The organism is Gallibacterium genomosp. 1 (genome assembly GCF_000771875.1).
In the GTDB taxonomy this organism is placed as follows: domain Bacteria; phylum Pseudomonadota; class Gammaproteobacteria; order Enterobacterales; family Pasteurellaceae; genus Gallibacterium.
The window spans coordinates 1-18,585 of sequence record NZ_JPXX01000009.1; the positions used below are offsets into that span (position 1 = coordinate 1).

Below are 18,585 nucleotides of genomic sequence, written 5' to 3' on the forward strand. Positions count from 1 at the left end.
TTTGATAGATCAGCAACAATTTTGTCTACTATGCCGAAAAGAATCGTTAAGAATAGAAGAGCGAAAAAGAAAAAAGGGCTGAAAACAGCCCTTTTTTGATCTTGAATCGTGCAAAATCGTATTAACGTTTTGAGTATTGTGGACGACGACGTGCTTTGTGAAGACCCACTTTTTTACGTTCAACACGACGAGCATCACGGGTTACAAATCCTGCAGCACGTAATGCTGGGCGTAATGTTTCATCGTATTCAATTAACGCACGAGTAATACCGTGACGAATTGCACCTGCTTGACCAGAAATACCGCCACCTTTAACAGTGATATAAAGATCAAATTTATCTGCCATATCAACTAATTCTAATGGTTGGCGAACAATCATACGTGATGTTTCACGACCAAAATAAACATCAATTTCACGTTGATTAATAGTAATTTTACCTGTGCCCGGTCTTAAAAATACACGAGCTGAAGAGCTTTTGCGGCGGCCTGTGCCGTAGTTTTGATCTGCCATAGTCTAAACCTCGTGATTAAATATCTAAAACTTGTGGTTGCTGTGCAGCGTGATTATGTTCGCTACCTGCATACACTTTCAATTTACGGTACATATCGCGACCTAAAGGACCTTTAGGTAACATACCTTTAACTGCGATTTCAATCACGCGTTCAGGACGACGAGCAATCATTTCAGCAAAAGTCGCTTGTTTAATACCACCAACATAGCCAGTGTGCCAGTAGTAAAGTTTATCAGTTTTTTTACGACCGGTTACGGCTACTTTTTCTGCATTGATAACGATGATGTAATCACCTGTATCAACGTGTGGAGTATATTCAGCTTTGTGTTTACCACGCAAGCGACGTGCGATTTCTGTAGCTAAACGACCTAAAGTTTTACCTGTCGCATCAACTACATACCAGTCGCGTTTTACTGTTTCTGGTTTTGCTACAAAAGTTTTCATTAATTTCATTACCAAAATAATAATTTAACACCCTGTGCCCAAGAATTTGAACACACCTTTTCGCTTGTCCTCATACCCCTTCGAGTAGATTTTAAGCATAAAAAAATTACACGGCGGGAAAACCAATGTAATTAACAGGGTCGCAAAATTATACAGTAAGCAAAATTAAAAAACTATTTAAATTTTATTTTTTATGGTTTATTTTCGAATTTTCCGCATAATGAAAGCTGACGTGTTAAAGTAATCATCTCTTTGCCATATAAAAAGGAGTAATAAATAGATGAGTGTTAAAATTTTGCACAATCCGCGTTGTTCGAAAAGTAGAGCAACATTGCAATTATTAGAAGAAAAGCAAGTGAAGCCTGACATAGAGCTTTATTTGCAGCATCATTTTTCATTGCAGGAGCTTGAAGATTTGATGCGTAAATTAGCGATTGATGATCCGAGAAAAATGATGCGTACAAAAGATGAACTGTATAAATCATTAGGTTTGGATCAGCTTGATCCAAATGTGGAAGCGCAACGGCAACAATTATTACAGGCAATTGTGGAACATTCCGCTTTGTTGGAACGTCCGATTGTCATAAATGGTAATCAGGCACGCATCGGTCGTCCACCGGAACAAGTGTTGGAAATTTTATAGTCAACTCGTTAATTTTTTGTCATAATAGCCGCCGCTTTAATCAGCGGCGTTTTTATAATTTTATTATGGAGATATATGATGAATATGAAATATCAGCACCAACGAGGTGACATTCAAGAGAGTGCGATGAAAGCACTGGTGACGGATAAACTGTTCAGAGCTCGAGTTGAGCGTAACCGTAAAGGCAAAGGCAGTTATCAACGTAAGGCGAAACACGTTAAACGCAATTATGAAAATGCAACGATAAACATTTTATTTTAAAGTCTTTATCGCTGCATTTTTGTTTTGTCTTCCCCTCTTATTTCTTAAAAAAATTTCCATTTTTATAAAAAGAAGCTTTTCTTATACCGATAATGTGAGTATTCTTAGTCGTCCGGCATTTTGTCGGACAAATGAAATATAACAAGTTATGTTTATTTTAAGGTTATACAATATGAAAAAACTTCTTTTAGCTTCTATGCTGATGTCCGGAATGGCATTTGCAGCACCTGTTACTCAAGTTAATCCAAATACAACCACTCACACCTATGAATTTACTAATAGTTACGATCTTGTTGTGCCTAAAGGTGCTCAGGGCGAAACAAATTTGTGGGTTCCATTGCCTTTCGATAGTGATTATCAGACTTTAAAATCCGTTGAATTTGAAGGTAATTATCGTAATGCCTATGTGACGGAAAATAACCAATACGGCGCAAAAACATTGTTTGCAAATTGGGATGAAAAAGCGGATAAACGTCTGCTTAAAGTGAAAATGGTGATCGAAACTAAAGATCGTGAACCGATGGTTACCGGTGCATTGAAAGATTATAAAGTTCCGGAAAAGATTGAATATTCAGTGGATGTTCAACCCTATTTAAAAGCAACATCTCATATCAAAATTGATGGTATTGTTAAAGAATATGCCGATAAAATCGTTGGCAATGAAAAAAATCCATTGAAAAAAGCAGAATTGATCCACGAATGGATCGTTAACAATATGGAACGTGATAATTCTGTTTTAGGCTGTGGTGACGGTGATGTTGAAAAAATCCTAACAACAGGCGTATTAAAAGGTAAATGTACTGATATTAATTCAGTATTTGTTGCGTTGGCTAGAGCTTCCGGTATTCCGGCACGAGAAATTTTCGGTATTCGTTTAGGCGATGCACCGAAAATGTCAAAATATTCTAAAAAAGCTTTTGGCAGTGCTAAAGACGGTGTTGCGAATGAAAATGGCGGTCAACATTGCCGAGCTGAATTTTATTTAGCCGGTTACGGCTGGGTGCCGGTCGATTCTGCTGATGTGGCGAAAATGCGCCTAACTGAGAAAAAATCAGTGCAGGATGCGGATACTCAAGCGGTAGCGAAATATTTATTCGGTAACTGGGAAGCAAACTGGGTTGGCTTTAATCACGCGCGTGATTTTGATCTCTATCCGGCACCTGAATTGAAACCAATTAATAACTTTGGTTATCCGTATGCTGAAGTAGGCGGAGATCCGCTTAACTCTTTTGATGCTAAAGAGTTCGGTTATGAATTTATCTCAAAAGAAATTAAATAATCGTTTCTTTGCAAGTTGTGTCACTGCTGTGATCGCAGCAGTGACTTCAACATTATGCTGCATTGCGCCGTTGATTTATTTAGTTTTCGGTGTTTCTTCCACGTGGCTAATTGAACTCAATCAATATGATTATTTGCGTATTCCGATGCTGATTATTTCATTGGCAGCATTCGGTTACGGTTTTTGGTTACTGATGTTTTCTAAAAAAATTATCTGTACCAAATATTTATCGCGTAAATGGCTAATGATTTTATATTGGTTAGTGTTTGTCATTATTTTATTTTTTCTTACTTATCCGACTGTCTTACCGTGGATTTTAGAAAGGATGGCTTAAAGATGAAAAAATTTTTTGCAGTATTGTTATTTTTAATCTCGTTATGTGGTTACAGTTATGCAGACGAACAGTCGGTAACAAATAATCAAAGAGAGCTGACGATGCAGGTTGATGAGATGAATTGTCAGTTGTGTGTTTATTTGGTGAATAAGGAGTTGCGTTCAATTGAAGGCGTTTTGAAGACCAAAGCGGATATGAATGCACATACAGTAAAAGTGATCACAACCGATAAGGTCAGCAATGAGCAGTTGATTAAAGCAATGGAAAAATTGCACTATCACGCAAAAGTGCTGTAACAAATGTTGTAATTGTTGAGAAAATGGGCTTTTTGCCCATTTTTTGCTTAAGAAACAGGGAGTTTTAATTCCCTAAATTGCATTGACATTCCATCAATCATCAATAATCTGCCACATAAAATATCGCCGATATTGAGCAGCACCTTAATTGCTTCTAACGCCTGAATAGAACCGACAATGCCGACAATCGGCGATAAGACGCCGGCTTCGACACAGCTTAAAACATTCTCGCCGAATAATTGACTTAAATTACGATAGCTCGGTGTGCCGGGTTGATAAGTAAAAACAGTAATTTGCCCTTCCATTCTGATTGCCGCACCGGAAACAAGCGGTTTATGTAATTGTTGGCAAATCAGATCAAGCTGATTGCGGCTTTCGACATTATCAGTACAATCCAACACGACATCAACAGTCGCAATTAATTGTTCCAACTGTTGCGAAGTCATTTTCTGATTAATCGCATTAATTTTAATAAGCGGATTAATTTGGGAAAGTGCCATTTTAGCCGATTCGACTTTCGGCATATCAATACGCTGATCGGTATGCAAAACCTGACGTTGTAAATTGGATAGCGACACTTTATCGAAATCCAGCAGTGTTAATTCGCCGACGCCGGCGGCAGCAAGATATTGTGCTGCAGCGCAGCCCAAACCGCCCAGTCCGACAATCAACATTTTACCTGCTTTTAATTTTTCCTGACCATCAAAGTCAATTGCTTTCATCACAATCTGTCGGTTATAACGCAACATTTCGTGATCAGTTAATTCAATTTTCATTTTGTCTGTCAATTTATGAGAAAGTTAAATGGTTCGATCATGACGGTTTCGCCGGCGGCAACATTACCGCGTTCCTGTTCCAAGACGATAAAGCAGTTGCTTTGGACAAACGAACTGAACATATGCGAACCTTGGAAACGAACCGGTGAAACTTCAATTTGACCTTGTTCGTTAACTTGATAGAAACCGCGTTGAAAATCTAAACGACCGACACCTTTTTTCAATGGTTGTGCCGCAATGGCTGGTAATTTTTGTGGTGCTTGCCATTGGCTAAACCCGCTTAATTTGGCAATTGCCGGTTGCACTAATTGATAAAAGGTGACAAACGCTGAAACCGGATTGCCCGGCAAACCACAGAACCAAGCATTTTCCAGTTTGCCGAAAGCAAAAGGTTTACCCGGTTTAATCGCCAATTTCCAGAAATTAATATTCCCCAAGCGTTCAAGTACATTTTTAGTAAAATCGGCTTCACCGACAGAAACACCGCCGCTGGTAATAACCAAATCTGCCTGTTGTTGCGCATCGCGGAATGCTTGCTCAAATTGCTGTTCATTGTCTGGTAAAATACCGAAATCCAGTATTTCACAATTTAAACGTTGCAACATTAATTTAACTGCAAAACGGTTGGTATCATAAATTTGCCCGTCTTGTAATGGTTGACCGACTGGAACTAATTCATCACCAGTGGAAATAATAGCCACTTTGATTCGGGGAAAAACCTTTATCTTTTCAACACCTAATGAAGCGAGTAGTGGCAAGGATACTGATGTTAATTTTGCACCTTGAGATAGAACCTCTTCACCCTGTTTGACATCATCACCAATACGGCGAATATTCTCACCCAATTTAGGAAGTTGTAGGAAAGTAACGCTACCGTCAGCATTGACGATAGCTTTTTCTTGCATTATCACCGCATCGGTTCCTTCAGGGATCATTGCACCAGTCATAATTCTTACTGTGCTGCCTTCCACCCATTCTCCATTAAAAGGTTGTCCCGCAAAAGCTTTACCGGCAACCGTTAGTGCCATTGATTTTTCCAAATCAGCTATTCTAACAGCGTAACCGTCCATTGCAGAATTATCGAAAGCCGGCACATTGATTGGTGAAATAACGGCTTCGGCACAAATACGTTGATCTGCCTGATCAAGAGAAATAGTTTCACAGTGTGTTTTATTTGGAGCTGGAAGTTGTTGTAAAAGTGAGTCTAATGCTTGTTCAAAGGTTAATAATTCAGCCATAAATTTATCCTTATAAATAGTGATAGTGCATTGTAGCGTAACTTAGTTTGTTTGTTTAGGTTAAGTTGATAAGCCTTTATGGGTATAATTTGTGGTAAATTATCAATTTGTAAATAGATTCCATTTCTCTATTGCAATCGTTTATTGTTGCGGGATGATGTAGCTTCAATTTAATTTAGGAGGCGTTATGTATTTAGAGAGTATTCCAATTGGAACAATTTTTTTCATTATTTTAGTGATTGTTGTTTTGGTTTCAGCGGTAAAGACCGTGCCACAAGGGTATCATTGGACTATTGAACGATTCGGACGTTATACCAGAACATTAACGCCGGGATTGAATATTATTGTTCCGTTTATTGATCGTATTGGTCGTAAAATTAATATGATGGAACAGGTGTTGGATATTCCGTCACAAGAGGTCATTTCCAAAGATAATGCAAATGTATCAATTGATGCAGTCTGTTTTGTGCAGGTGATTGATGCTCGTAATGCTGCTTATGAAGTTAATCATTTGGAACAGGCAATAATTAATTTAACTTTGACTAATATTCGTACTGTGCTGGGATCAATGGAGTTGGATGAAATGTTATCGCAGCGTGATGCAATAAATAGTCGATTATTGGCAATTGTGGATGAAGCAACCAATCCTTGGGGTGTGAAAGTAACAAGAATTGAAATTAGGGATGTGCGTCCACCAAAAGAGTTGATTAATTCAATGAATGCGCAAATGAAAGCGGAGCGTAATAAGCGAGCTGAAATTCTTGAAGCTGAAGGAGTGCGTCAAGCTGCAATTCTTCGGGCGGAAGGTGAAAAACAGGCACAGATCTTGCAATCTGAAGCAGAAAAACAGTCCAGAATTTTGCAAGCAGAGGGGGAACGGCAGGAAGCTTTTTTACGTGCCGAAGCACGTGAACGTGAAGCGGAAGCAGAGGCAAAAGCAACACAAATGGTGTCTGAGGCTATTGCAGCCGGTAATATTCAAGCGGTTAATTATTTTGTTGCCCAGAAATATACGGAAGCTTTACAACAAATTGGACAAGCGGAGAATAGCAAAGTGGTATTGATGCCGTTGGAAGCGAGCAATTTAATGGGATCAATTGCTGGTATCAATGAATTGTTAAAACAATCGGGAACACAAAAATGATGGAATGGTTAGCGCAATGGGGAGCAATTCATTGGTTGGTACTCGGGTTTGTGCTTTTAATTTTGGAAATTGTTGTCCCTGGAATTTTCTTTTTATGGTGGGGAATCGCGGCATTAGTGTTGGCAATATTGAGTTATTTTTTTCTGCTTTCATTAGTGATTGGGGGAATATTGTTTGCGGCGATAGCAGTGCTTGCTAGTTTGTGTTGGTGGAAAATTCAGAGTAAACGTAATCAGCAGGATATTGCTGCCGAAATGTTGAATCAACGAGGTTTGGCAATGTTGGGGCAACAAGGTGTAATTACCGAAGTTTTTACAGATCATATTGCTCGTGCCAAGTTTGGTGACGGTAGTTGGCGTGTTGAAGGTAATCAATTACATCAAGGTGATGTTGTAGAAGTAGTATCAATAAAGGGGATTACTTTGGTTGTGAAAGTAATAAAAAATTAAGTAAAAAAACGGCGATAGAAATATCGCCGCTAAATTTTTAAAGAGGAAAAAAATTATAAACTTTCAGTGAAAGTACGGGTAATTACATCGCGTTGTTGTTCCGGAGTTAATGAATTAAAACGCACAGCATAACCAGAAACACGGATAGTTAATTGTGGATATTTTTCTGGATGTTTTACTGCATCTTCCAAAGTTTCGCGACGTAAAACGTTAACGTTTAAATGTTGACCACCTTCCACTTTTACAGTTGGCGCAACATCAACTGGCAATTCACGATATTCAATTTTTCCTAAATCATTGATTGCAACGATTTGGTCTTCAACGTAATCGCCTTTTGCACATAGACAGCGTGCTTCACCTTTCTCATTATCTAATAACCAGAAAGAGTTAATTAAATTGTCATTTGCAGCTTGTGTAATTTGAATACCTTTAATCATAATAGCCTCCAAAAGCCTAGGTTTAAAATTAATGAATTGAGTGAATTTTATCAAAATATTTTATATTTTCAAATTAAATTGCAATAAATCATTTTATTGATTAATAAAAAGTTTTTGTCTGATTTTAAATTTGATTTTAATCAACAATTGTTTAACTTGAAGTCTGTATTAAATATTTGTTTTTACCTTTTAATAATGAAGTTGTAACAATTTGTGATGTATTTTTTATTGGCGATTTTGTTATAAGATTTTTATAATTGCCTTTTCAAATGCGATAAGTGATAAAAAGGATAACGAGATGAGAACGTGGAAAGATATGATAGGCAGCGAAAAAGCGCAACCTTATTTCCAACATATTTTGCAACAGGTTCAGCAACAAAGAGATTCAGGGAAAATAATTTATCCACCAAAAACAGATGTATTTAATGCATTTCGTTACACTGAGTTTGATCAGGTAAAAGTGGTGATTTTAGGGCAAGATCCTTATCACGGTCCTAATCAAGCTCACGGTTTAGCTTTTTCAGTACGTCCAAATGTGCAGATACCGCCTTCATTGCAGAATATTTATAAAGAGTTATCGCAAGATATTACTGGATTCCACATTCCAAACCACGGGTATTTGGTTACTTGGGCACAACAAGGCGTGTTGTTATTAAATACTGTATTAACCGTGGAACAGGGAAAGGCACATTCACACGCTAATTTTGGTTGGGAAACGTTCACAGATCACGTTATTGCTACTTTAAACCAGCATACGCAAGGATTGGTTTTTTTATTATGGGGGAGTCACGCTCAGAAAAAAGGGCAATTTATTGATCGACAAAAACATTGCGTTTTGACGGCTCCACATCCATCGCCACTTTCTGCTCATCGAGGTTTCTTAGGTTGTCACCACTTTTCAAGTAGCAACCAGTATTTAATACAACAGGGTAAAACACCGATTGATTGGTCATTACCCAATTTATAATTAAAAGGAAAAATATGTTAGCTATTATTTCACCTGCAAAAACATTGGATTTTTCAACACCGAGTCCGATTTCAAGTTATACACAACCAGATTTAACACAATATAGTCAGCAATTAATTGAAATTTGTCGCCGATTAACACCGGCAGAAATTGCTTCATTAATGAAAATTAGCGATAAACTGGCAGGATTAAATGCTGCTCGTTTTGCTGAGTGGGTGCTACAACATCATACGGAAAATAGTAAAGCAGCAATTTATGCTTTCAAAGGTGATGTTTATACTGGATTAGAGGCGGAAACATTATCAGCAGAGGATATTCAGTTTGCACAATCACATTTAAGAATGTTGTCCGGATTGTATGGATTATTAAAGCCGTTGGATTTAATGCAACCTTATCGTTTAGAAATGGGAACAAAGTTGAAAAATGAAAGAGGAAATGATCTGTATCATTTTTGGGGAAATGTGATCACCGATCAGTTACGGCAAGCATTGGATCAGCAAGGTGATAATATATTAGTGAATTTGGCATCTGATGAATATTTTAAAGTGGTCAATACACAGCGTTTACAGGCAACAATTATAAAGCCTATTTTTATGGATCGTAAAAACGGAACTTATAAAGTGATTAGTTTTTATGCTAAGAAAGCTAGAGGATTAATGAGTCGCTATCTGTTACAACAACGATTAACCGAAATTGAACAGTTAAAAACATTTGATTTAGGCGGATATTGGTTTGATGAAAATCTATCTACAACAACGGAATTAATCTTTAAACGGGAGTTAAATGATGATTAAACGGAGCTATTGGTTGGGTTTATTGCTTTTATCTGGCTGTGTTAGTCAACCGATGATGCAACAGAAAGTGACTGTACCGAATAAAATTGAGTTTGAACAACAGTACTATCAATTGAGTAAAACTGATGATCTTGGTTCAGTGGTGAAATATACCTATGAATTAATAAATAAAGATCAACAGAAACATTTAGAAATTTTTCAAGATTTGCAACAGAATTTTGTGAAAACGGATGCGAAATATCAGCAACGTATTCAATTACGCGAAAGAATGTTCCGTAACACAGGTGTTGATGTTTATAACAATAAATTAGAACAAGGAAAATTATATAGCTATGTGGTTTATCCGCCAGATGAGCAGTTTATTGATTATCAAGTGGATGTCGCAAAAGGTGAAAATTTGGCGAAATGTGGTTTTGTTCAATTTCAATATACGCAACAGTTTGCCCCAATTAAGAGTAGCCAAACGGCTATTTTGAAAAATTTGCAACAACAAGTGGCGGAACCAATGATGCAAAAATTAGCAAATTTTGCATTCCCTTGGAGTTGTGATGAAAGATAGATATTCGATTTATGTAAAAAGAGCAGCGTGTTTAGCGATTTTTACTGCCTTTTTTTTGGTATCAATTAAAGCTATTGCTTGGTGGAAAACCGGTTCAGTCAGTATTTTAGCGGCAATTACGGATTCACTTTTGGATCTGTTAGCTTCTTTTACGAATATGTTGATTCTTCGCTTTGCATTAATGCCGGCGGATGATAATCACTCATTCGGTCACGGTAAAGCAGAATCACTGGCGTCATTGGCGCAGGGGATGTTTATTTGCGGATCGGTCGTCTTTTTATTTTTGCAAGGCATTCAACGTCTTCATTCGCCTGAAATTACTGATCATAATATTTGGGGGATCGCAGTTACCATTGTTTCAGTGATAATGACTGCTATTTTGGTGAGTTTTCAAAAATATACAATAAAACGTACTGATAGTCCGGCGATTAAGGCGGATAGTTTGCACTATCAGACCGATTTATTTATGAATTTAGGTATTTTGATTGCGTTGGTGATCAGTTATTACGGTTTTGTAATGGCAGATGCGATTTGTGCCTTAATTATCGCTGTTTATATTTTAATTAATGCATTAAAAATGGTATCGGAATCAGTGCAAATGTTATTGGATGTTGCTTTGCCGGAAGAGGAGATCTCAGAGATTAAAAAAATTGCGAAACGAAATCCGAAAGTACTGGGGGTTCACGATATAAAAACACGCCGTGCTGGGGCAGTGCGTTTTATTCAGTTGCATTTAGAGTTGGAGGATAATCTCCCTTTGATGATAGCTCACGCTATTACCGAAGAATTGGAACAGGAATTGCGACAGGCTTTCCCAAATTCCGACATAATGATTCATCAAGAGCCAACTACAGTGGTAAAACAAGAAATGGCTCAAACGACAACATAATGACGAATTAGATCAAAAATTACCACACTAATCGAAAATTTTGCTAGAGCGAGCTTGGTGAATGGTGTAATCTTAGCGCGGTTTTTGATTTATTTTTTTCGATAAAATATTTCCTAATGAGGACAACATATGATTAAGAAAATTGCCGTATTAACAAGTGGTGGCGATGCGCCTGGAATGAATGCCGCAATTCGTGGCGTAGTTCGTGCGACTCTATACGAAGGATTGGAAGTTTATGGGGTTTATGACGGATACCAAGGATTATATTTTAATAAAATTAAAAAATTGGAACGTTTTAGTGTTTCTGATGTGATTAATCGTGGCGGTACATTCTTGGGTTCAGCACGTTTCCCAGAATTTAAAGATCCTTCAGTACGTGCAAAATGTGTTGAAAATTTGCGTTTTCACGGTATTGATGCTCTTGTTGTTATTGGTGGTGACGGTTCCTATATGGGGGCAAAATTATTAACTGAGGAACACGATTTTCCTTGTATCGGCTTGCCTGGCACAATTGATAATGATGTCGCCGGTACTGATTATACTATCGGTTATCAAACAGCATTAGAAACTGCATTGGATGCGATTGACCGTTTACGTGATACTTCAAGTTCTCACCAACGTATCTCTATCGTGGAAATTATGGGGCGACATTGTGGTGATTTAACTTTGGCAGCAGCGATTGCCGGAGGTTGTGAATTTATCGTGATTCCGGAACGCCCTTTTGAACGTGAAGCATTAATTCGTAAAGTAGAATATGGTATTGAAAAGGGTAAACGCCACGCCATTATTGCGATTACTGAACATATGTGTGACGTTAACGAGTTAGCGAAAGAGATCGAAGAACGTGTCCATCACGAAACTCGTGCGACAGTATTGGGACATATTCAACGTGGTGGGGCGCCTTGTGCCTTTGACCGTATTTTGGCTTCCAGAATGGGGGTTTATGCGGTTGAATTATTATTGCAAGGTGAAAAAGGTCGTTGTGTTGGTATTCAAAATGAACAACTCGTTCATCATGATATTATTGATGCTATTCAAAATATGAAGCGTAGTTTTAAAGAAGATTGGTTCAATACATCAAGAAAACTTTATTAAGTTACCAGCATTCAAGAAAAACGCATATTGACAACAATATGCGTTTTTTGTTCTATGCCGTCTAACTATTTAGAAGTTTTTGATGGATTGGCAAGATAATTTCTACACGCAGACCGTGTGTGTATTGTTGTGCTGCTTTAAGTTTAATCGTGCCACCATAATACTGTACTAAAGTTGATGCAATTGCTAACCCCAATCCGGTACCTTGCTGTTGAGTTCCTAAAATGCGGTAAAATGGTTTTAAAACCTTTTCTCGCTCCTCTTCTACAATCCCGTTGCCATTATCTTCTACAATGATTTTCACTTTATCGTCTTGTAGTTGTTCAACTGATAAATCAACAAAACTTTCTTCCGGAGCATAAACAATCGCATTTTCGAGTAGAATTTTAATAATGGTGAAGAGATCCGTTTCACCGATACAAATTTCAGCATCCTGTTCACTGATCACGCCAATATCAATCTGCTTTTGTTCTGCCAATGGTAGCAAGGTTTCAATAACCTGTTTAAAGGTAGCTTTTGCCGAAATTGGTTTAATATCTGGTTGTTGAGTTTGATGTGCCTGACTACGAGCAAAAGATAGCAGTTGATCCAATAAATGGCGATTACGCTGAATTGCTTGAATAAGCTGTTCAATTTGCTGTTTAGTTTCTATCGGAACAGCGTGAGTTGCTAAACGTTCTGCCTGTAAAGAGAGAACCGTCATTGGAGAACGTAATTCGTGGGCGGCATTGGCAATAAACTGTTGTTGTTCTTTTACCGACTTATCTACTTGTTTCAATAAATGGTTAATGGCTGTAATAAAGCTATGTACTTCATAAGGTGTTTTTGCTAAAGGAATAATGCTGAGATCATTTTTTTGCCGTTGTTGAATAGCTACTGAAAGTTTACGCAGTGGAATAAAAGTGAAATTAATCACTAGAATTGATAGTAGAATGACAATTGGCATAAAAATTAAGAATGGCAAAATAGTTTGCCAAGTGGCATCAATCGCTTTTTTTGTTCTGAATTCGGTTTCTTGCATTACTGCAATTTTTTGCATCCTATTTTGTGTTTTTATTTGTCGTACGAAAACACGAAATTCTTTTTTATGAATTTTGACGGTATGAAATCCTTCTCTCATTTGATAGAGAAATGGAATGAAATATTTATTATTAGGTGAAGTAAAAATGCTTTGTACATAAATTTGGTTGTCATCATCGTTTAATGGTAAAGGCATTTGTTCGGAAAAATTGTTACGAAGTGAAGTAAAACGTGCTGTCTGAATTAATAAGTCATCCTGTAACTGATAAGCGGCATAAAACGCATTATAAGCAGTAGAAACTGCCGTAACGGTGGCGGTGAAAAAAGTAACGATTACAAGTGTTAATGTTAATTTTGCTTGAATGGAATAACGCCAGCGTAATAATCTTTTAGTTATTTTGGAATAGTCCAACCGACACCTCGAATATTTTTAATTGCTTCTTTTCCTAATTTTTTACGCAGTGCGTGAATCAAAAAATCAATAGCATTACTTTCAACTTCTTCGCCCCAACCATAAATCTTATCTTCAAGATCGCTACGCGAATAGATAACGCCTGGATGTTGTAATAATGTTTGCAAAATAGCAAATTCTTTATTTGTGAGCTGCTGCGTTTCTTGAGTAGTGAGGTTTTGCACTTGATAAGTTTTTAAATTCAATAAAAGATTGCCGTATCGAATCTCTGCAGTATGATGACCGCTCTGTTTACGCAGCGCAACACGAATGCGAGCCAAAAGCTCAGCCATATCAAACGGTTTAATGATGTAATCATCGGCTCCACCATCCAAACCCTGTAAACGGCTTGGTAGATCATCTCGTGCGGTAAGAATAATAATCGGAAAACCAAACTGTTGTTGGCGTAACTGAGCTAAAACTTCCAATCCATCTTTTTTAGGTAGCCCTAAGTCTAATAAAACCAAATCATAAGGCTGTGATTTTACTGCACTTAATGCCAGTTCTCCATTTTCCACCCAATCGACTGCGTAACTTGCGTCTTTCAAGTTATCGGATAATACATTTGCGATCATTGGATCATCTTCAACCAGTAGAATTCTCATATTATAAAGTTGATCTAAAAATAAATGAGTGAAATTCTATCATAAAATAGAAACGTAATTTATGTAGATTGATCAATGACTTTTTATTTGTTTCTAATGTCTATTGCCGGATCTAACTTAGTTTTAGGTAAACGTTCTTTTAATCCATAATCATCGTTGTCATTTTTACAGTCGAATAGATTAAATTGTGTTGAAACCTGTTGATTTTGAATATTCATCCAATTTGCAATTGCTTCAGTGAAATTCAAGCCAGATTTGAAACTAGTGCATTTTTGATGCTGTTGGCTGTCAGAAGAGGTCATAAATAGTGGAACATCGTGATGTAACGGACTGCCAGCATTGTTGAAAAATAGTACTTCGTTATCAATAGTTTTATGTGCCAATCCGTGATCAGCAAAGTAGATCATTGAAAATGATTGTTGGTGTAGCTGATATTGTTGTTGTAATGCTTGATAGATTTGTTGTAGTACTTGATCGGTTTTTCTAATAGATGAAACATAACAGCTAAGGTATTGATATTTCTTATCTTTTACTGGAGAAATATTTTGATAATCCTTAATACGATCACACGCTTTAGGGTGTGATCCATAAAGATGAACTACAATAAATTTTGTTTGATTGCTAGGTTGTGCAAGAATATTTTTTAATGGCGCAATCAATTGAAAATCACTGGAGTCATTACTAATAGAATCATTTTTAGCGATAAAGTAATGTTCATCATTTAAATCGGCAATGGCGGTGATCGGTGTATCAAATTGACCCAAAAAACCTTGATTGGATAGCCAGTAAGTTTTTATGCCAGCAGATTTAATTAAATCAATTAAATTTAATGAATAATCAGGCGCCCAATTTTGTTTATCAGGTTTTGTTAGCATAAGGCGTAAAGAGGCGATAGTGTTGCTTCCGGCTGATTCTAAACCATCAACGATAATACCGTTGACGTTTTCCATAAAGGGGGTATTTTCAATAGGATAACCATAAGCGTGCATATAATCACGACGCACACTTTCACCGATGACCAACACATAATTTTTATATTCTCCGTTAAACTGAGAAGCTCCCCAACGACTTTCCAGTTGAAATTGGTTTAAACGAATCAGTTCGTCTTTAACTTGAGTTGCAGCAGCGAAAAATTGATGAAAAAAGGAAAACGGGGATTGATTAACTAAGGCGAAAAAGAGAATGAAACAGAGCAACGTTTTATTTTTATAGAATTTTAGTTGGAAACGTTGGCTTAAATAGCGGAATAAAAGCAGTAACGGCACAATAGCGATTGCCATTAAATAATATTGTAACGGAATTTGTTGTAAAAATTCGCTACCTTCGGCTAGATTCGTCGCTAAAACAGAAGCTAAATATTGATAATTCGGCGCTCCGAACATCATTCCTACTGGCGCATATAATGTATAAGCAATGGCAATAGGAAGAATAACGAAATAAAATGCTTTACGGGAAGCGTTAAAAATAAGAATGAGTGCGGAAAGCAGCAAAACATCCTGAATTTCAATCTGTTTACCGCTACCGTTGAGCATAAACAGTGATGAAAAATAGAGAGAAACTAAGGCAATGATGGCAATAAAAAACTGTTTCAAATTAAGATTTTTGAAGAGATTGAAAAATTTTTTCATCAAAATGTCCTTAGTGGTGAAAAAAACAGCGTTAGACGGTGAAAAGAAAATGTGCATCAACAGTGAATCAACAGTGAATTGATGCACAAAATAATCCATAAATAATGAAATTATTAGTTCTGTTTCGCCATTTCAAATTCAATCAACATCATCAAAATATGGATAACTTTGATATGAATTTCTTGAATACGATCAGCATAACCGAAATGAGGGACACGAATTTCAACATCTGCTAGACCTGCCATTTTCCCACCATCTTTGCCGGTTAATGCGATTACTTTCATTCCTTTTGCTTTTGCAGCTTCGATTGCATTCAAAACATTTTTTGAGTTGCCGGAAGTTGACAATCCGAACAAAACATCACCTTTTTGACCGACTGCCTCTATATAACGCGAAAAGACATAATCGTAACCGAAATCATTACTTACACAGCTTAAATGGCTAACATCTGAAATGGCAATGGCGGGATAACCAGGGCGATTTTCACGATAACGTCCGGTCAACTCTTCGGCAAAATGCATCGCATCGCAATGCGAACCGCCATTACCGCAACTTAAAACTTTTCCGCCCTGTTTAAAACTGTCGGCAATAATGAGTGCCGCCTGTTGAATTAGCTCAATATTTTTATCATCGGATAAAAATTTGTCTAAAACATCTGCCGCCTGTGTCAGTTCGGCTTTGATTTGTGTTAAATACATCAGCAACTCCAAGAAATTTTATTTATTTACGAGAAAGAGGTGGAACAAAAGTAATTCCCATATCCCAAGGTTGTTCAATCCAAGTATTTTGTGGAATATCAACAACATAATCATCAACTAAAGGCGCACCTGCAGGTTTTGCAAATACGGTTACAAATTTTGCTTTTGGATACATCTCACGAATAGCACGTGCAGTGTTACCTGTGTCAACCAAATCATCGACTACGATAAAGCCTTCGCCGTCACCTTCTGCGCGATGCAACACTTTTAATTCATTCTGTTGATCGTGGTCATAACTTGCGATACAAACGGTTTCAACTAAACGAATACCTAATTCGCGTGCAATAACCGCTGCTGGGAATAACCCACCACGACTAACCGCAATAATTCCTTTCCATTGTGAAGCCGGAAGGAGGCGTTCGGATAATTTGCGGGCGTGCATTTGAAACATATCCCAAGTAACAACATATTTTTCGCTCATAATAAATGTACCTTTGTGTTTGAAGTTATAAAAAATTGCGTAAGGATAACGCGAAATTGCTTTCTATGCTATCATTTAACGCAATTTCTTTTTGTTTTCTGCAAAAGTAACTATTTCAAAGGAAAAATTATGTCTTCAATTACAGAATTATCACCAAAATTAGTATGGCAATGGTTTGATAAAATTTGTTCAATCCCTCATCCTTCTCACCACGAACAGGCACTTGCCGATTTTATTATTCAATGGGCAAAACAGAAACAGTTATGGGTTGAACAGGATTCAGTAGGGAATATCTTGATTCGTAAAGCGGCAACGGTGGGAATGGAAAATCATCAGCCAGTGGCATTGCAGGCTCATTTGGATATGGTGCCACAAGCGAATAAAAATACTGAACATAATTTTTTAACTGATCCAATAGAGCCTTATGTTGATGGTGAATGGGTAAAAGCCAAAGGTACAACATTAGGTGCAGATAATGGTATTGGTATGGCCTCCTGTTTAGCGGTGTTGGATAGTAATGATGTCGCACATCCGCCGTTAGAGGTTTTATTGACTGCTAGTGAGGAAACTGGAATGGTCGGTGCATTGGGATTGCAACCGAATTGGTTGCAAAGTGAGGTGATGATTAATACTGATACCGAAGATGAAGGTGAAATTTATATCGGTTGTGCTGGCGGTGAAGATGTTGATATTCGTTTCCCAGTGCAATGGCAAGAGTTACGCAAAAATGAAGTGGCAGTACATATTGCGTTAACAGGGCTAAAAGGTGGTCATTCGGGGGCGGAGATTCATTTAAATCGTGGTAATGCGATTAAACTTTTAGCAAAAACACTTGAAAAGGTATTGACCAAAGTTAGCTTCCGTTTGGCAGAAATTTCTGGAGGCTCTGTTCGTAACGCTATCCCAAGAGAAGCATTTGCTACAGTTTTAATCTCTAGTGCATCAGTAGAAAAGTTTAAACAGGAGTGGCAAATATTATCTCAACAACTCATTGAAGCGTTATCTCACGCTGAAAAACAGATCAATTTTGCTTTTGAAGTTGCGACAGCTAAACAGGGATTAAGTGAGCGTCAGACACAAAATATATTAGATTTAATCAATGCACTTCCTAATGGCGTTATTCGTTTTAGTGATGTGTTGCCGGATGTGGTGGAAACCTCTATCAGTTTAGGCGTATTGGAAACTAAAGCAGAACAGATTAAATTAACGCTATTAGCCCGTTCATTGAATGAGTACGGACAAGATGATGTGGCAGGATTAGTACGTTCTGTTTGTCGTTTAGCTCATGCTGAAGTTGTTTTTTCCGGGCGTTATCCAGGTTGGGAACCGCAGGCAGATTTGAATATTGTTAAACGCACGAAAACGTTATACGACCGTATTTTAGGTAAAGAGAGTGTGATCAAAGTAATTCACGCCGGATTGGAGTGTGGATTAATTAATAAAGTTTATCCAAATATGGAGATGGTTTCAATTGGACCGACCATTTTGGGGGCTCACTCTCCGGATGAACGTTGTCATATTCCTGCTGTGGCAGTTTATTGGCAATTATTAACAGAATTATTGGCAACAATGCCCCAAAAATAGG

At 37.4% G+C, this 18,585-nt stretch carries 23 protein-coding genes; 13 read left to right on the plus strand and 10 right to left on the minus strand.

Features of this window, described 5'->3' with window-relative positions:
- Nucleotides 1-121: 121 nt before the first annotated feature.
- Together rpsI and rplM are read right to left on the minus strand one after the other, a co-directional pair.
- Nucleotides 122-511 (minus strand): 30S ribosomal protein S9, encoded by a 390-nt coding sequence (rpsI, locus tag JP36_RS03230; RefSeq protein WP_013746828.1) that lies wholly within the window; start codon nt 509-511, stop codon nt 122-124.
- 16 nt (nt 512-527) lie between these two features.
- Complete coding sequence (gene rplM, locus JP36_RS03235; RefSeq protein ID WP_026211022.1) at nt 528-956, minus strand: 50S ribosomal protein L13; 429 nt, start codon at nt 954-956, stop codon at nt 528-530.
- Between the two features lie 280 nt (nt 957-1,236).
- On the opposite strand from rplM, the gene arsC reads away from it, so the two are divergent.
- The 5 genes from arsC (at nt 1,237) to JP36_RS03260 (ending at nt 3,769) form a co-directional block, all read left to right on the plus strand.
- Complete coding sequence (gene arsC / locus JP36_RS03240) at nt 1,237-1,599, plus strand: arsenate reductase (glutaredoxin) (protein ID WP_018346396.1); 363 nt, start codon at nt 1,237-1,239, stop codon at nt 1,597-1,599.
- A 75-nt stretch (nt 1,600-1,674) separates the two neighbouring features.
- Nucleotides 1,675-1,860 (plus strand): alternative ribosome-rescue factor A, encoded by a 186-nt coding sequence (locus JP36_RS03245; protein ID WP_230585709.1) that lies wholly within the window; start codon nt 1,675-1,677, stop codon nt 1,858-1,860.
- A gap of 172 nt (nt 1,861-2,032) precedes the next feature.
- Nucleotides 2,033-3,139, plus strand: coding sequence for a transglutaminase domain-containing protein (locus JP36_RS03250; protein WP_018346394.1), 1,107 nt, complete (start codon nt 2,033-2,035; stop codon nt 3,137-3,139).
- The gene (locus JP36_RS03255) at nt 3,111-3,473 is read left to right on the plus strand and encodes a mercuric transporter MerT family protein (protein ID WP_039167722.1); all 363 of its coding nucleotides are present in this window, start codon (nt 3,111-3,113) and stop codon (nt 3,471-3,473) included. The genes JP36_RS03250 and JP36_RS03255 overlap by 29 nt, the downstream gene beginning before the upstream one ends.
- A gap of 2 nt (nt 3,474-3,475) precedes the next feature.
- Nucleotides 3,476-3,769: a heavy-metal-associated domain-containing protein gene (locus JP36_RS03260; protein WP_013746834.1), complete on the plus strand. Its 294-nt coding sequence runs from the start codon at nt 3,476-3,478 to the stop codon at nt 3,767-3,769.
- Nucleotides 3,770-3,816: 47 nt separating this feature from the next.
- On the opposite strand, the gene moeB is transcribed toward JP36_RS03260, so the two are convergent.
- Together moeB and moeA are read right to left on the minus strand one after the other, a co-directional pair.
- Complete coding sequence (gene moeB, locus JP36_RS03265) at nt 3,817-4,545, minus strand: molybdopterin-synthase adenylyltransferase MoeB (protein ID WP_039092043.1); 729 nt, start codon at nt 4,543-4,545, stop codon at nt 3,817-3,819.
- 8 nt (nt 4,546-4,553) lie between these two features.
- On the minus strand, nt 4,554-5,783 hold the full coding sequence (gene moeA, locus JP36_RS03270) for a molybdopterin molybdotransferase MoeA (protein ID WP_039171909.1): 1,230 nt from the start codon (nt 5,781-5,783) through the stop codon (nt 4,554-4,556).
- Nucleotides 5,784-5,970: 187 nt separating this feature from the next.
- Between moeA and JP36_RS03275 the strand changes: the two genes are divergently transcribed.
- On the plus strand, nt 5,971-6,927 hold the full coding sequence (locus JP36_RS03275) for an SPFH domain-containing protein (protein WP_018346390.1): 957 nt from the start codon (nt 5,971-5,973) through the stop codon (nt 6,925-6,927).
- Nucleotides 6,924-7,376, plus strand: a complete 453-nt coding sequence (locus JP36_RS03280) for an NfeD family protein (protein ID WP_052119434.1) — start codon at nt 6,924-6,926, stop codon at nt 7,374-7,376. Before JP36_RS03275 ends, JP36_RS03280 begins: the two co-directional genes overlap by 4 nt.
- A gap of 53 nt (nt 7,377-7,429) precedes the next feature.
- Here JP36_RS03280 and grcA read toward each other — a convergent pair whose 3' ends face one another.
- Nucleotides 7,430-7,813, minus strand: coding sequence for an autonomous glycyl radical cofactor GrcA (gene grcA, locus JP36_RS03285; protein ID WP_039136361.1), 384 nt, complete (start codon nt 7,811-7,813; stop codon nt 7,430-7,432).
- A gap of 298 nt (nt 7,814-8,111) precedes the next feature.
- Between grcA and ung the strand changes: the two genes are divergently transcribed.
- From ung to pfkA, 5 genes are all read left to right on the plus strand, one after another.
- Nucleotides 8,112-8,780 (plus strand): uracil-DNA glycosylase, encoded by a 669-nt coding sequence (ung, locus tag JP36_RS03290; RefSeq protein ID WP_039171912.1) that lies wholly within the window; start codon nt 8,112-8,114, stop codon nt 8,778-8,780.
- A gap of 14 nt (nt 8,781-8,794) precedes the next feature.
- Nucleotides 8,795-9,574: a peroxide stress protein YaaA gene (yaaA, locus tag JP36_RS03295; protein ID WP_039171914.1), complete on the plus strand. Its 780-nt coding sequence runs from the start codon at nt 8,795-8,797 to the stop codon at nt 9,572-9,574.
- On the plus strand, nt 9,564-10,133 hold the full coding sequence (locus tag JP36_RS03300) for a hypothetical protein (protein ID WP_234702140.1): 570 nt from the start codon (nt 9,564-9,566) through the stop codon (nt 10,131-10,133). The genes yaaA and JP36_RS03300 overlap by 11 nt, the downstream gene beginning before the upstream one ends.
- Nucleotides 10,123-11,022: a cation diffusion facilitator family transporter gene (locus JP36_RS03305; protein ID WP_039171919.1), complete on the plus strand. Its 900-nt coding sequence runs from the start codon at nt 10,123-10,125 to the stop codon at nt 11,020-11,022. Before JP36_RS03300 ends, JP36_RS03305 begins: the two co-directional genes overlap by 11 nt.
- Nucleotides 11,023-11,151: 129 nt before the next feature.
- Nucleotides 11,152-12,117: a 6-phosphofructokinase gene (pfkA, locus tag JP36_RS03310; RefSeq protein ID WP_039092036.1), complete on the plus strand. Its 966-nt coding sequence runs from the start codon at nt 11,152-11,154 to the stop codon at nt 12,115-12,117.
- Between the two features lie 61 nt (nt 12,118-12,178).
- Here the strand turns inward: pfkA and JP36_RS03315 are convergent, their stop codons facing one another.
- The 5 genes from JP36_RS03315 to gpt all read right to left on the minus strand — a co-directional run bounded on the left by JP36_RS03315 (nt 12,179) and on the right by gpt (nt 17,000).
- Entirely contained in the window at nt 12,179-13,549 is a 1,371-nt protein-coding gene (locus tag JP36_RS03315; protein WP_039171921.1) for a sensor histidine kinase, read from the minus strand.
- Nucleotides 13,531-14,193, minus strand: coding sequence for a response regulator transcription factor (locus JP36_RS03320; RefSeq protein WP_039136346.1), 663 nt, complete (start codon nt 14,191-14,193; stop codon nt 13,531-13,533). The genes JP36_RS03315 and JP36_RS03320 overlap by 19 nt, the downstream gene beginning before the upstream one ends.
- 83 nt (nt 14,194-14,276) lie before the next feature.
- Nucleotides 14,277-15,821 (minus strand): phosphoethanolamine transferase, encoded by a 1,545-nt coding sequence (locus JP36_RS03325; RefSeq protein WP_052119435.1) that lies wholly within the window; start codon nt 15,819-15,821, stop codon nt 14,277-14,279.
- A 113-nt stretch (nt 15,822-15,934) separates the two neighbouring features.
- Entirely contained in the window at nt 15,935-16,519 is a 585-nt protein-coding gene (gene lpcA / locus JP36_RS03330) for a D-sedoheptulose 7-phosphate isomerase (RefSeq protein ID WP_039136344.1), read from the minus strand.
- A 22-nt stretch (nt 16,520-16,541) separates the two neighbouring features.
- Complete coding sequence (gpt, locus tag JP36_RS03335; RefSeq protein WP_013746851.1) at nt 16,542-17,000, minus strand: xanthine phosphoribosyltransferase; 459 nt, start codon at nt 16,998-17,000, stop codon at nt 16,542-16,544.
- Between the two features lie 129 nt (nt 17,001-17,129).
- On the opposite strand from gpt, the gene JP36_RS03340 reads away from it, so the two are divergent.
- Entirely contained in the window at nt 17,130-18,584 is a 1,455-nt protein-coding gene (locus JP36_RS03340) for an aminoacyl-histidine dipeptidase (RefSeq protein WP_039171925.1), read from the plus strand.
- Nucleotide 18,585 lies beyond the last annotated feature (1 nt).

Coding starts and splice junctions, on each gene's coding strand:
- rpsI (WP_013746828.1), bottom strand. CDS start 511: ATGGCAGATCAAAACTACGGCACAGGCCGCCGCAAAAGCTCTTCAGCT.
- rplM (WP_026211022.1), bottom strand. CDS start 956: ATGAAAACTTTTGTAGCAAAACCAGAAACAGTAAAACGCGACTGGTAT.
- arsC (WP_018346396.1), top strand. CDS start 1,237: ATGAGTGTTAAAATTTTGCACAATCCGCGTTGTTCGAAAAGTAGAGCA.
- JP36_RS03245 (WP_230585709.1), top strand. CDS start 1,675: ATGATGAATATGAAATATCAGCACCAACGAGGTGACATTCAAGAGAGT.
- JP36_RS03250 (WP_018346394.1), top strand. CDS start 2,033: ATGAAAAAACTTCTTTTAGCTTCTATGCTGATGTCCGGAATGGCATTT.
- JP36_RS03255 (WP_039167722.1), top strand. CDS start 3,111: ATGAATTTATCTCAAAAGAAATTAAATAATCGTTTCTTTGCAAGTTGT.
- JP36_RS03260 (WP_013746834.1), top strand. CDS start 3,476: ATGAAAAAATTTTTTGCAGTATTGTTATTTTTAATCTCGTTATGTGGT.
- moeB (WP_039092043.1), bottom strand. CDS start 4,545: ATGAAAATTGAATTAACTGATCACGAAATGTTGCGTTATAACCGACAG.
- moeA (WP_039171909.1), bottom strand. CDS start 5,783: ATGGCTGAATTATTAACCTTTGAACAAGCATTAGACTCACTTTTACAA.
- JP36_RS03275 (WP_018346390.1), top strand. CDS start 5,971: ATGTATTTAGAGAGTATTCCAATTGGAACAATTTTTTTCATTATTTTA.
- JP36_RS03280 (WP_052119434.1), top strand. CDS start 6,924: ATGATGGAATGGTTAGCGCAATGGGGAGCAATTCATTGGTTGGTACTC.
- grcA (WP_039136361.1), bottom strand. CDS start 7,813: ATGATTAAAGGTATTCAAATTACACAAGCTGCAAATGACAATTTAATT.
- ung (WP_039171912.1), top strand. CDS start 8,112: ATGAGAACGTGGAAAGATATGATAGGCAGCGAAAAAGCGCAACCTTAT.
- yaaA (WP_039171914.1), top strand. CDS start 8,795: ATGTTAGCTATTATTTCACCTGCAAAAACATTGGATTTTTCAACACCG.
- JP36_RS03300 (WP_234702140.1), top strand. CDS start 9,564: ATGATGATTAAACGGAGCTATTGGTTGGGTTTATTGCTTTTATCTGGC.
- JP36_RS03305 (WP_039171919.1), top strand. CDS start 10,123: ATGAAAGATAGATATTCGATTTATGTAAAAAGAGCAGCGTGTTTAGCG.
- pfkA (WP_039092036.1), top strand. CDS start 11,152: ATGATTAAGAAAATTGCCGTATTAACAAGTGGTGGCGATGCGCCTGGA.
- JP36_RS03320 (WP_039136346.1), bottom strand. CDS start 14,193: ATGAGAATTCTACTGGTTGAAGATGATCCAATGATCGCAAATGTATTA.
- JP36_RS03325 (WP_052119435.1), bottom strand. CDS start 15,821: ATGAAAAAATTTTTCAATCTCTTCAAAAATCTTAATTTGAAACAGTTT.
- lpcA (WP_039136344.1), bottom strand. CDS start 16,519: ATGTATTTAACACAAATCAAAGCCGAACTGACACAGGCGGCAGATGTT.
- gpt (WP_013746851.1), bottom strand. CDS start 17,000: ATGAGCGAAAAATATGTTGTTACTTGGGATATGTTTCAAATGCACGCC.
- JP36_RS03340 (WP_039171925.1), top strand. CDS start 17,130: ATGTCTTCAATTACAGAATTATCACCAAAATTAGTATGGCAATGGTTT.